Source organism: Pseudorhodoferax sp. Leaf267 (assembly GCF_001422405.1).
In the GTDB taxonomy this organism is placed as follows: domain Bacteria; phylum Pseudomonadota; class Gammaproteobacteria; order Burkholderiales; family Burkholderiaceae_C; genus Pseudorhodoferax.
In genome coordinates this window covers 295,463-308,026 of sequence record NZ_LMMV01000012.1, presented here as the reverse complement: position 1 = coordinate 308,026, position 12,564 = coordinate 295,463, and the positions used below count along the sequence as shown (strand labels likewise).

The following is a 12,564-nucleotide window of genomic DNA, read 5'->3' as shown; positions in this document are numbered from 1 at the left end:
GGGACCGCAAGGCACCGGGGCTTCGGCGACGGGCTAGAGGCCCGATGGGTCAGGTGCCGACCTTGCCGCCGTCCTCCTTCCAGATCACGACCGTGGCGGGCCGTGGTCGGCCACCCGCTGCGTCAGGCCATTGCGAGAAGGCCAGCGGATCGACGTCCGGCTCCACCGTGGGCTTGCGCGGGTGGCTGCCGTACTCGCCCGGGTGCTGCACGTTCACGAATACGAACTTCTGGTCCGGCGTCCAGGTGATGCCGGTGATCTCGCAACCAGAGGGGCCGACGAGGAATCGGCGGATCTCCTTGGTCACAGGGTCGGCCACCAGCATCTGGTTGTTGCCCATGTTGGCGTAATTGCCGACGTTGGAGAAATTGCCGTCGGTCTGGATCCACAGGCGGCCGTCGGCGTCTAAAGCCAGGCCGTCGGGGCTGTTGAACAGGTTGCCGGCGTTGACGTTGGCCGAGCCCGCCTGCAGGCCGCCCGCCGTGTGCGCGGGGTTGCCGGCCAGCACGAACAGGTCCCACTCGAAGGTCAACGCGGCAGCGTCCTTGCCGGCTTCGCGCCAGCGGATGATCTGGCCGTAGATGTTGGACGGCCGCGGGTTCGCATCGTCCACCGCCGTGCGGCCGCTGTTGTTGGTCAGCGTGAGGTAGGCTTCGCCGGTCTCGGGGTGCACGGTGACCCATTCGGGGCGGTCCATCTTGGTCGCGCCGACGGCGTCACCGGCCAGGCGCGTGTTCACGAGGATGCCACCCAGGTCGCCGAACTTGGCACCCAGCGTGCTGCCGTCGGTGGTCGGCGTGGCCGGCACCAGGGCCGTCCAGGTGCCGGTGCCCATCATGTCGCCGACCGCGGCCCCTGCGCCGAACTTGGCCACGTACAGGGTGCCGCTTTCCAGCAGGTTGCGGTTGCCCGCTGCATTGGCCGCGTCGTACTTGCCGTCGGACACGAACTTGTAGACGTAGTCGTTGGCTTGGTCGTCGCCCATGTAGACCACCACGCGCTTGTCCGCAGCCAGCGTCTGCGCGGCGTTCTCGTGCTTGATGCGGCCCAGCGCCGTGCGCTTCTTGGGCACGGACGCGGCATCGAACGGGTCGATCTCCACGATCCAGCCCATGCGGTTGGCCTCGTTCGGCTCCTTCGCGTAGTCGAAGCGCGCGTCGAACTCTTCCCAACGGTAGCCGGACGTGGTGGCCGACACGCCATAGCGGCGCATGTTGGCGTTGCGTGTATCCGCGCCGCTGGTGGTGCCGAAATAGCCGTTGAAGTTTTCCTCGCACGTGAGGTAGGTGCCCCACATGGTGTAGCCGTTGCCGCAGTTGTTGACCGTGCCGAGCGAGCCTTCGCCGGCCGGGTCGGCGCTGGTGCGCATCAGCGCGTGGCTGCGGGCCGGGCCGGTCAGCGCCATCGGCGTGTTCAGGTGGATGCGGCGGTTGTAGGCCGACGGGATCACGACCTGCCAGTTGCCGTTCACGAGCCGCACGTGCGCGACCGACACGCCGTGCGCGTGCTGGCCCTTGCGCACCGACTCCAGCGACCAGGGCGTGGCGCCTGACTGCACGCCGGGCGTGAAGAAGAACTCGGGGTTGATGTACTCGTGGTTCATGACCAGCAGGCCCTCGGTGCTGCTGTCGTTGCCCAGCGGGAAGAAGTGCATGCCGTCGTGGTTGTCGCCGAACTGCAGCGCCTGGTCGGCCGCGGTGTTCGTGGCATCGGGCTTCCAGGCGGGCGAGTTGGCGAACAGCGGATCGCCCCACTTGCAGAACACGGCGTGCTTGTAGCCAGCCGGCACGGTGATGGTGTCCAGCGTGTTGGCGGCCACCGCCGTGAAGCCCAGCTTGGCCTCGGGCGTGTCGTCATCGCCGCCACCGCCGCAGGCCACCAGGCCCGCGCCGAAGAAGCTCACGGCGCCCAGGCCCAGGCCGGTCTTGAGGAAGCCGCGGCGCGAACGCACGCTCTCGACGATCTCGTTGAAATGCGGATTGGCCGTGGTGTTGGTCGGGATGTCTTCGGAATCGAAAGCGCTCATCGGGGCAGGTCCTCATCGGTGGTTGGAATCGCTCCGCGCGCTGCAGTTGGCTCGCGAAGCTGGCTAGGTGCGGCCGCGATGTTCGGCAGGACATGTGACGGTTCCGTGATAGCCACACGGCAAAACCGTCATACGGAACAAGGACTTGGGCGCTTTCATCGGCTCGTCACATTCACGCGGATGTCACATGACCTTCCTAGCATCGGCGCCGGGGATCCCCCACGTTCCCGGCCGATCCACCGTGGCCCGTCACACAACGAAAGCACTCCAATGACCTCGCCCATCGAAAGCGGCTCCATCACCGCCGTCGCCCTGACCACGCGCCGCAAGGCACTGCAATGGCTTGCAGGCGCCCCTCTGCTTCCCCTCGGAATGGGCAGCTCCGCTGCAGCGCTGCTCGCCGCGTGCGGCGGCAGCGACGATGCCGCCGCCTTCGAGTCGGCCAGCTTCACGCCGATGGCCGCACCCACGCTGGCCAACCCCGCGGCCATGGCCACGACCAGCGTGGCCTCGCAGCTCAACGTGAAGCTCAGCGATGGCACGACGCGCAACTACGCGCTGGCCTACCAGCCGTTCTTCATGACGGGCGACGCGCTACCCGACGGCAAGGGCGGCACCATCGTGGCGGGCGGCTACTACGACATCCACAACCAGCCCATCATCGACCGCTCGGTGCCGGGCCAGGAACGTCAGTTCTTCTCGGACTGCCCGGATGGCTCTTCACTGCTGAAGCTGGACAACGCCAACGTGCCGGGCGTAAAGGGCAAGGCCGTCTTTGCCGTGGTCCAGTTCGAATACACGTCCAAGAACCTGGCCGGCGCCGACACCTACGGCACCCTGCCCTCGCCGATCGGCGTGGTCACGCTGGACCAGGACCAGTCCACCGGCAAGCTCAGCGTCGTGAAGTACCACAACGTCGACATGTCCGCGCTGCACGGACTGTGGATCACCTGCGGCGCCAGCTTGTCACCGTGGAACACGCACCTGTCCAGCGAAGAGTACGAGCCCGATGCGTTCACGGCCGCCAGCGCCGCGCAGTTCAAGGCCTTCAGCAAGAACGTGTATGGCAACGAGACCCAGGCCAACCCCTACCACTACGGCCACCTGCCCGAGATCACGGTGAACCCCGACGGCACGGGCAGCGCGAAGAAGCATTACTGCCTGGGCCGCATTTCGCACGAGCTGATCCAGGTCATGCCGGACGAGCGCACCGCGCTGATGGGTGACGACTACACCAACGGCGGCCTGTTCATGTTCGTGGCCGACCGCGCACGCGACCTGTCGTCCGGCTCGCTCTACGTCGCCCAGTACCAGCAGACGCTGACCGAGACCTCCACCGCCACGATGGCGTGGATCCACCTGGGCCACGCCACCAGCGCCGAGATCGAGGCACTGGCCAACACGCTCAAGCCCACCGACATCATGGACTCGGTGAGCGCCGACCCCGCCGACCCAAGCTACACCAAGGTCTACCTGGACGGCCGGGCCGCATGGGTCCGGCTCAAGCCCGGCATGGAGAAGGCCGCGGCATTCCTGGAGACGCACCGCTACGCCAACCTCGTGGGCGCCAGCATGGCCTTCACGAAGATGGAAGGCACGACCGTCAACACCAAGGACAAGACGGCCTACTCGGCGCTGGCGAACATCCAGGCCTCGATGGTGCAGGGCAACGCGGCCTGGTCCGCCAGCCGCAACATCACGTTCCAGAAGGCCATCGTGGCCGGCGGCGTCGTCGAGCACAAGCTGGGCAGCGGCGTGAAGGACACGGCAGGCACTGCGATCAACAGCGAATGGGTGCCGCAGCACTCGCACATGCTGCTGCTGGGCGAGGACATCGCCTCCGACGTGCTGGGCAACCTGTCGAACCCGGAGAAGATCGGCAGCCCCGACAACCTGAAGTTTTCGGAAAAGCTGCGCACGCTGTTCATCGGCGAGGACAGCGGCAACCACGTGAACAACTTCCTGTGGGCCTACAACGTCGACACCAAGGTGCTGGCGCGCGTGCTGTCCTGCCCGGCCGGAGCCGAATCCACCGGACTGCACTCGGTGGACGAGATCAATGGCTGGACCTACGTCATGAGCAACTTCCAGCATGCGGGCGACTGGAACACCAACCTGCACGGCAAGGTCCGCAGTGTGCTGGACCCGTTGATCAAGGCCAACTACAAGAACGGCTACGGCGCCAGCGTCGGCTACCTCACGGCCACGCCGTCGCAGTTCAAGCTTGTCGGCTGAGGCCGCTGCGCCACGCTGCCGCAGGCTGCTGCGGCGTGGGTCACGTGTAGAAGGCCGGGATGTTCGGCCGCCCCTCGACACTGCGTGCCGACACGCCCTGCAGCTCGGCCGACACCATCTTGCCCAGCACCGTGAGGTGCTGGCGCTCCCAGGTGCTCAGCCGCTTGGGCGTGCGGCCGAGCAGGCACAGCGTGCCGACGGCCTCGCCGTTGTCCATCACCAGCGGGCAGCCGGCATAGAAGCGGACCCAAGGGTCGCCGGTCACGAAAGGGTTGTCGACAAAGCGCTCGTCGGCGCGCGCATCGGGAATCTCGAAGATGCCGCTCTCCAAGATGGCATGGCCGCAGAAGCTCAGCTCGCGCGGCGCCTCACCGGGCTCCAGCCCCACGCAGGACTTGAACCACTGACGGTTCGTGTCCACCAGCGTGACCATGGCCATCGGCACGCCGAATTGCGATGCCGCATAGGCGGTGATCCCGTCGAAGCGCGCCTCGGGCAAGGTATCCAGGATCAGCAGCTCGCGCAGCGTGGCGATGCGCTGGGCTTCGGATGCAGGCAACGCGGGCGCTCGCATGGCGGACTCCTGATGGGCAGAGGTGGCAGGGCGAGCGGATTATTGCAGTCCGCAACGCAAACCATGCTGCGCCCTTGGCCCAAATCGTGCCAGGGATTAAGCAGAAGCCCCGCACATGCGGTGCGGCCACGCAGGCCGCCTTGGGCAAGGACGAGGTCCGTTGGGCGCCCCTACACTGCGCCCCATCGCCCCCGCGCAGGCCCGACATGACAACACTCCAACCGGATTCCCCCCGCGCGCCCGACGCCACCTGCGTCCGGCACTTTCGCCAGATCCTGCTGTGGCCCTTGCGCCTGATGCCGCTGCCGGCCGAGGTCGGCACCCGCGCCAGGCCCTGGGACGTGCTCAATGCCATGGGCGAGCGCTCGCCCTGGCAAGAGGTGGTGGACGAATACACCGGCGACATCGGCAAGTTCCACGAGCGGCACTACAACGAGTTCGTGACCTTCCTGCCCTATGTGCAGCGCTTCCTGTACGGCGAGGGGCGCGACCGGCGCGGCGCCAGCGAGGGCAACATGGGCTCACCCATGCGCGTGTTCCGGCGCCACGACATCGCGGCCGTGCGGCTCACGCCCCGCCCGGGCGACGCGCCGGTCACCCTGACCATCGTGCACGCCGACCTGTACTTCTTTCTCGACGTTGACCTGGTGCTGTTCAACCTGGAGATCGGCACGAACGACCTCACGCTGCCCCAGGCGCAGGAGCTGCTGTACCGCTTCGGCCGCGGCTATCCGGCCGGCTGGGACGCCGACGGCCAGGCCCTGCACTGCCTGGCCAACGCCGAGTGGCTGGATGCGCAGGGCCGTGTGCTCGCGCACTCGGACGCAAACCAGCGCGACACCTTCATGGCGCATGTGGCCGAGCACCGCGCGCCGCGCATCGCCGCGCACTGGGCCACCATGCTGGAGCCCCTGGTCAGCGACCACTCGGGCCAGCCCGGCGCGCTGCGCTTCCGGCAGATCGAGTACTACCGCATGCCCATGATGGCCTACCTGGCGCTGGACGACCCGCGCGCGCTGACGCGGGCCGACTTCGTGCGGCTCGGCCTGGTCACGGGCACGGGCGGCGGCGAAGCCACCCTGCCCTATGGCGAGGACCACCTGGCCGATTTCGAGAAACGCTTTTGCTACGACCGGTTCTGGAGCGACGGCGGCACGGCGCCGCGCACGCGCTACCTGTGCAGCGGCCAGTCGCTGATCGTCGTGGGCCAGGCCAGCTCCACCTTCTACGGCTGCCGCGACCGTGGCGTGCTGGCGCAGTTCCGGCACCAGCACTTCCTGCTGTTCCTGATCGCGCATTTCCAGAAGGCCGCACTGCTGATGTCGTCCGACAAGCTCGTGGAGGCGCTGCGCGACCTGGACATTTCGGACGCCGACAGCGTGCGCCAGTTCAAGCGCGCCATCCGCGGCAGCTTCGAATCGTTCCTGCGCTTCACGCACCGCTACTGGTTCCACGAGATCTCCGAGCAGGCGCAGATGCGCGCGCTGTGGCACATGACGGCGCGGCACCTGGACCTGGACCCGCTGTTCGCCGAGGTCAAGGAACGCATCGGCGACATGAACCAGTACCTGGAGAGCGACAGCCTGCGGCGCCAGGCCAATACCGTGGTGCGGCTGACGGTGGTCACCATCTTCGGCCTGATCGGCACCGTGACCACCGGATTCCTGGGCATGAACCTTCTGGCCGAGGCCGATGCGCCGCTGTCGCACAGGCTGCTGGTGTTCGCCATCGTGTTCGTGCTGACCACGGTGCTGACGGTCTACACCATGGCCAAGTCCAAGCGGCTATCGGACTTCCTCGATGTGCTCTCGGACGAGCGGGCCAGCGTGTGGCAAAAGTGCCTGGCCTTCCTGGCCGTGTGGCGGCGCGGCGACTAGAGAGGCCGCAGGCCGCTCAGGGCTGGCGCTCGTCCTGCGGCGCGGCGCCCGTCGCGTCGGCGCCCGTCGCGTCGGCGCCCGTCGCGTCGGCGCCGGGCGCGCCGGCCACGCCCAGCCCGAGCAGGCCGCCGGCCGCCATGACGCCACCACCGCCGCCGCCGCCCTGCCCACCACCGCCGCGCCCCGCGCCAGCCGCCTGGCCGCCCGCGCGCCCTCCCGACCCGGCCGCGCGCACCGGCCCCTGCTTCGGAATGGCCACGCTGGCCGGAATGGCCTCCAGGTCCAGCACCTCACGGATGAACTGGCGCAGCGAGGCCACCAGCGCGGCCGTCTCGATGGTTCGGCCCGCCACCATGTCGCTGGCGGCCTGGGCGGCCAGGCGCACCTGTTCCTCGGTGCCAAGCAGGATCACGTCGGAAAGCGCGGCCTCCACCGCATCGCGGATGCGCCGGTTGCGCTCGGAGCCACTGTCGCCAGCGGACTCCGCACCCACCGGCCCCTGCGCCGCATCGAGCGCCGCCCGCGCTGCCACGGCCTGCAGCCGCAGCTCGCGCAGGTGCCGCGGGTCCACCCCCAGGTTGCCCGTGAACGAGCCGCCCAGCGTCTTGTAGGCGGCGATCAGGGTCTTGAGCCGCTCGTTGATCTGGCGGTTCTGGCGCTCGCGCCGCTGCTGCACGCTGTGCATGACCAGCAAGCGGATGCCGACGGCCACCAGCGAGACGATGACCAGGCCGAGCAGGGTCGACAGGATGCCCTGCCAGGAACTGAAATCGAGGGTGTTGCGCATCGTTGGCCCGTGCAAGGAATGGGGCGAGCGTAGCGCCCCCGCACTCACCCATGCGGGTGCACCCAGCCGGTGGCGGCCGGGGCCTGCCAGGGGACTGGGCAACGTCCTACGGGGCGGCCGCGGCAGACACGTAATCTGCATTGGCGCGATCAGAGCCACACCCCACCGCATGTGGCGCGCAGATGTTCCACCACCTAGAAGGAAGACAAATGAAAAAAGCAATCTTGACCGCCGGCATCGTGCTGGCCCAGACCCTGGCGTTCAGCGCATTCGCGCAAGGCGAAGTCGGCGGCGTGAAGAAGGCCCCGATGCCCAACACCATGTCCAAGGAAGAAAAGTCCGAAGCGCGCATGGAGCGCAAGGCCGATGCCGCCGCCGCCAACAAGGCTGGCATGGCGACCAAGGGCGGCGAAGTCGGCGGTGTGAAGGCTGCCCCCACGGCCGGCGCGTCGTCGTCGATGTCGCGCGCCGAGGTCAAGAAGGACGCCGCCGCCGCGAACCACGACGGCAAGGCGCCCCGTGGCGGCCTGGTCGGCGATGTGAAGCCGGCCCCTTCTAAGTAAAAGGCACGGCCCGCCTCACGCGGGTCAGCCCCGCTGCCTGTCAGGCCGCTGGCTGGCGGATGGCAGCCGCCACCATGGCGTCTGCCGTCTGCGCATTTCCTCGCGCGCGCAGCGCCGAGACCACGCCGTCACGGTCGCGTGTTTCCTTGTTCTGGCTGAGCTTGGAAGCACCGACGATGCGCTCGATCTCCACCTCGATTCCCACGATCGCCCTGAGCAGCTGGTCGATGTAGGCCGGCTCGGAGTCTCCCATCTTCCACGGTTTAGGCGTGGCGGCCCGTGCCTCGTGCGTGCGTGTGAGGCGCGCCACCACCCCGCGCACGAAGCGTTCGTCGTCACGGATGCGCAGCTTGCCGTGCACGTGCACGATCTGGTAGTTCCAGGTGGGCACCTGGCGGTGCAGCTCATGCTTGCTCGGATACCAGTTGGGCGATACGTACGCGTCGCCGCCCTGGAACATGACCATCACGTCGGCACCGTCCTTGCACTCTTGCCACAGGGCGTTGTTGCGCGACACATGGGCCTGCAGCACGCCATGCGCGCCGGCGCTGGCGTCGAACGCGAACGGAATGTGCGTGGCGTCGAGCCCCGCGGGCGACTGCACGACCAGGGCAGCGAACGGATAGGTCTCGATGATGCGGTGGATCTCGTCGAGCCGCGATTCTTCGAAATGGCGAGGGATGTACATGTGGGGCGCATCTAGAATTGGCCTAGGCCCAACTGTACATTGTCATAGGACAAAATGCACCTGACCGGTTCCACCGTGCTGGAGATCTTCGAAAGCGTCCGCCTGCAAGTGCAATCCGGCGCCTTGCAGCCCGGCGCTGCGCTACCGCCCGTGCGTGACCTGGCACTGCAGCTCGGCGTGAACCGCAACACCGTGGCCTCGGCCTACAAGCGGCTCACCGCGGCCGGCATCGCGTTGGCCCAGGGCCGGCTCGGCACCACCATCAGCGCACCGGTGGCAGCGGGTGAACAGGAGGGCCGGCACACAGGCTCGCCGCTCGTGGACATGGCCAGCGGCAACCCGAACCCGGCCTGGCTGCCGGCTGTCGCGTCATTGTTTCCCAGGCTCGCTCCATCGCCACGCCTGTATGGCGACGCCACGGTCAACACCGGCTTGCTGGCGCTGGCCCGGCCCTGGTTCGACCCCGACTGCCCGGCCGGCTACGCGCTGAACCTCACGCATGGCGCCGTCGACGCCATGGAGCGCCTGGCCGTCGCCCACCTGGTGCCGGGCGACCGCGTGGCCGTGGAGGATCCCTGCTTCCTCGGCACCATCAACGCGCTGCGCATCGCCGGCATGCAGGCCGCAGGCGTCGCCATCGACGCGCAGGGCATGCGGCCCGATGCGTTGGAGGCGGTGCTGGCAGCCGGCGCGCAGGCCGTGCTCGTGACACCGCGCGCTCACAACCCCACCGGCTGCAGCCTCACGCCCGGGCGGGCCGCTGCACTGCGCGCGGTGCTGGCGCGCTTCGCGCACGTGCTGGTCATCGTCGACGACCATTTCGCGCTGCTGGCCGAGTCGGCCTACCAATCCATCCTGCCGGCCAACGCCGGGCGCTGGGCGCTGGTGCGCTCGGTCTCCAAGGCGCTCGGGCCGGACCTGCGCCTGGCCTTCCTCGCCAGCGACGAAGACACGGCGCGCAAGCTGCGGCTGCGGCTGGCGCCGGGCATGGGCTGGGTCAGCCACCTGCTGCAGGACCTGGTCGAGGCCTGCCTGCGCTCGCCCGACGTGGCCGCGCAGACGCTGCGTACGCGCACGGCTTATGCGGCGCAGCGTGCCCAGCTGGTGCAGGCTCTGCGGGCGCACGGCATCGCGGCGCCGCTGCCGCCGGACGGCTTCAACGTCTGGGTGCCACTGCCCATCGACGCGCGAGAGGTCGTGCACGCCATGGCCCGGCGCGGCTGGCTGTTGCGCTCGGGCGATGCGTTCGACGTGCAGGCCCGCACGCAGGCAATGCGCATCACGGTGGCGACGCTGGAAGATGGGCAGGCGGCGCGCCTGGCGGCGGACCTGGGCGCCTGCCTGGAGGCTCAGCGCCGAGGCAACGCGTAAGCGATCACCGAGTCGCCGGCCTTGGTGCCGGTGGACCCATGGCCGCCCGCCACCACCAGCAGGTACTGCCGCCCGTCCTCGCCCAGGTAGGTCATGGGCGTCGCCTGGCCGCCGGCCGGCAGGCGCTCGCGCCACAGCTCGCGGCCGCTCGTCACGTCGTAGCCGCGCACGTAGTTGTCCAGCGTGCCGGACAGGAAGGCCACGCCTCCGGCGGTCAGCATCGGCCCGCCCAGCGTGGGCACGCCCATGCGGAACGGCAGCGGCACGGGCGCCAGGTCGCGCACCGTGCCGTTGCGGTGTTGCCACGCGACGGTGCCGCGCTGCAGGTCGGCCCCGGCGACATAGCCCCAGGGCGGCGCGGTGCATGGCAGCCCGACAGGCGAAAGGAACGGACCCATGCGCGCGGCGTAGGGCGCGCCGAAGTTCTCGTTCAGCGCCGGCAGTGCGCCCTCGGGCGGCCCGCCGTCCTGCACCATGAGCGTCCGGTCGTCGGGGCGGGGCACCAGCGTGGAGACGAACGCCAGATAGGTCGGCGTCGTGAACGCGATCTGGCGCACCGGGTCCACGGCGACGCTGCCCCAGTTGAAGACGCCGAAGTTGCCCGGGTGGATCAGCGAGCCCTGCACGCTGGGCGGCGTGAAGCGGCCCTCGTAGCGCAGCCGGTGGAAGGCGATGCGGCAGGCCATCTGGTCGAACAGGGTCGCGCCCCACATGCTGCGGCCGGTCAGCCGCGCAGGCTCGAACGACAGGGCCGTCTTCGGTTGCGTGGGCGCCGTGCGGTCGCCTGCGGCCGCGCCCTGGGGCGCCGGCACCTCGGTGACCGGGTGAATGGGCGTGCCGGTGCGCCGGTCCAGCACGAACAGCTCGCCCTGCTTGGTCGGCTGCACCAGCGCCGGCACGGTCGCGCCGTCGATGGTCAGGTCGATCAGGCTGGGTTGGGAGGGCACGTCGTAGTCCCACAGGTCGTGGTGCACGGTCTGGAACACCCAGCGCACCTGCCCGCTCGCCAGGTCCAGCGCCACCACCGAGGACGAGTACTTCTCGACCGCCGGGCTGCGGTTGCCGCCCCATTGGTCCGGTGGCTGGTTGCCCATGGGCACGTAGACCATGCCCAGGGTTTCGTCCACGCTGGAGATCGACCAGCTGTTGGGCGAGTTCGGCGTGTAGCGCTGGCCGCGCGCGATCGGGGCCGTGCTGTCGGGGTTGCCCGAGTCCCAGTTCCAGACCAGCGCGCCGGTCTCGATGTCGAAGGCGCGGATCACGCCGGACTGTTCGCGCACCGAAGCGTTGTCCAGCACCGTGCCGCCCACGATCACGAGCTTGTGCGTGACGACGACGGGCGAGGTGGAGTAGTAGGCGCCGGGCCGATGGTTGGGCATGTTGGCCCACAGGTCGATGTGGCCGCGCGCCGCGCCGAAGGCCGTGCAGGGTCGGCCGTCGACCGGGTTCAGCGCGAGCAGCCGGCCGTCGGCCGTGGGCATGAACAGCTTGCCGGCCGGGCACGCGCCCGGCCCGGCGGCCACGGGCGCCGCAGGGTCGGGCGGCTGGTAGGACAGGCCGCGGCAGGTGAGGTGCTGCAAGGCCAGGCTGCCCTGCACCTTGGGGTCATGGCGCCAGACCTCGGCGCCCGTGGTCGCGTCCAGCGCCATCACGGTCTGGTGCGGGTTGCACATGTACAGGTTTTTGCCGATCTTGAGCGGCGTGACCTCGTAGGTCGTCTCCTCCGGGTCACCGGGCTGGCCGCGCAGGTCGCCGGTGCGGAACTGCCAGGCCAGCTGCAGGTCGGCCACGTTGGCAGGCGTGATCTGGTCCAGCGGCGAATAGCGCTGGCCGTCGCCCGTGCGGCCGTAGGCATGCCACTCCCCGGCCGGCATGCCACGCAGCCCGGCCGCATCGGCCGCCACCGCGCCACGCGCGCCGGGCAGATCGCCCTGCCGCTGGTGCGGGTCTTGCGCCCAGGAGGCGATGGCCACGGCGACGAAGGCCGTGAGGCCCAGGCTCAGCAGCAGGCCGCCCACCGGCCGCCGCGCCCACCGGTTGTCGGGCTCGGGCCGCAGCGCGCGTGTGATCCAGCGCGTGCGCAGCAGCACGCCGAGGATGAACAGCACCCCCATGCGCGCCGCCAGCGGCCACCAGTCCAGTCCGGCCTCCCACAGCGACCAGACCAGGCTCAGAGCAAAGAGGGCGGCGAACACGGTCAGCGCTGTGCCCGAGCGGCGCCACAGCAGCACGCCTGCCAGCAGCAGCGCGCCACCGGCTGCCAGGTAGTACGGGCTGCCCCCCAGGGCCAGCAACCAGGCGCCACCGCCTGCCAGGAAGGCACCGCACAGGCACAGCAGTGCCGCCATGCAGACGATGAAGCGGGGTCGGTCGTTGGGCGGCATGCGGTCTCCGGGCGGTGTGCTGCCGCAGCCTAGCCAGGCCGGCGCAGCTCGCGGGTAGG

The 12,564-nt window shown here is 69.3% G+C and carries 9 protein-coding genes; 4 read left to right on the top strand and 5 right to left on the bottom strand.

Annotated elements, in window-relative coordinates:
- Positions 1–49: 49 nt before the first annotated feature.
- On the bottom strand, positions 50–2,026 hold the full coding sequence (locus ASF43_RS13245) for a PhoX family phosphatase (RefSeq protein ID WP_056181602.1): 1,977 nt from the start codon (positions 2,024–2,026) through the stop codon (positions 50–52).
- A 297-nt stretch (positions 2,027–2,323) separates the two neighbouring features.
- On the opposite strand from ASF43_RS13245, the gene ASF43_RS13240 reads away from it, so the two are divergent.
- Positions 2,324–4,261, top strand: coding sequence for a PhoX family phosphatase (locus tag ASF43_RS13240; RefSeq protein ID WP_056183378.1), 1,938 nt, complete (start codon positions 2,324–2,326; stop codon positions 4,259–4,261).
- Positions 4,262–4,301: 40 nt separating this feature from the next.
- Here the strand turns inward: ASF43_RS13240 and ASF43_RS13235 are convergent, their stop codons facing one another.
- Complete coding sequence (locus tag ASF43_RS13235) at positions 4,302–4,835, bottom strand: GAF domain-containing protein (protein ID WP_082497829.1); 534 nt, start codon at positions 4,833–4,835, stop codon at positions 4,302–4,304.
- Positions 4,836–5,041: 206 nt separating this feature from the next.
- Here ASF43_RS13235 and ASF43_RS13230 point away from each other — a divergent pair, with 206 nt between their 5' ends.
- Positions 5,042–6,712: a hypothetical protein gene (locus ASF43_RS13230; protein ID WP_056181596.1), complete on the top strand. Its 1,671-nt coding sequence runs from the start codon at positions 5,042–5,044 to the stop codon at positions 6,710–6,712.
- Positions 6,713–6,728: 16 nt separating this feature from the next.
- Here the strand turns inward: ASF43_RS13230 and ASF43_RS13225 are convergent, their stop codons facing one another.
- A complete protein-coding gene (locus ASF43_RS13225) occupies positions 6,729–7,499 on the bottom strand; it encodes a hypothetical protein (RefSeq protein ID WP_056181593.1) in 771 nt (256 codons plus the stop codon).
- A 209-nt stretch (positions 7,500–7,708) separates the two neighbouring features.
- Here ASF43_RS13225 and ASF43_RS13220 point away from each other — a divergent pair, with 209 nt between their 5' ends.
- A complete protein-coding gene (locus tag ASF43_RS13220) occupies positions 7,709–8,062 on the top strand; it encodes a hypothetical protein (RefSeq protein ID WP_156373301.1) in 354 nt (117 codons plus the stop codon).
- A 40-nt stretch (positions 8,063–8,102) separates the two neighbouring features.
- Here ASF43_RS13220 and ASF43_RS13215 read toward each other — a convergent pair whose 3' ends face one another.
- Positions 8,103–8,750, bottom strand: a complete 648-nt coding sequence (locus ASF43_RS13215) for an FMN-binding negative transcriptional regulator (RefSeq protein WP_056181588.1) — start codon at positions 8,748–8,750, stop codon at positions 8,103–8,105.
- Between the two features lie 54 nt (positions 8,751–8,804).
- Between ASF43_RS13215 and ptsJ the strand changes: the two genes are divergently transcribed.
- Entirely contained in the window at positions 8,805–10,121 is a 1,317-nt protein-coding gene (ptsJ, locus tag ASF43_RS13210; protein ID WP_056181586.1) for a transcriptional regulator PtsJ, read from the top strand.
- Here ptsJ and ASF43_RS13205 read toward each other — a convergent pair.
- On the bottom strand, positions 10,100–12,505 hold the full coding sequence (locus tag ASF43_RS13205; protein ID WP_056181583.1) for a membrane-bound PQQ-dependent dehydrogenase, glucose/quinate/shikimate family: 2,406 nt from the start codon (positions 12,503–12,505) through the stop codon (positions 10,100–10,102). The genes ptsJ and ASF43_RS13205 overlap by 22 nt on opposite strands.
- Positions 12,506–12,564: the final 59 nt, after the last annotated feature.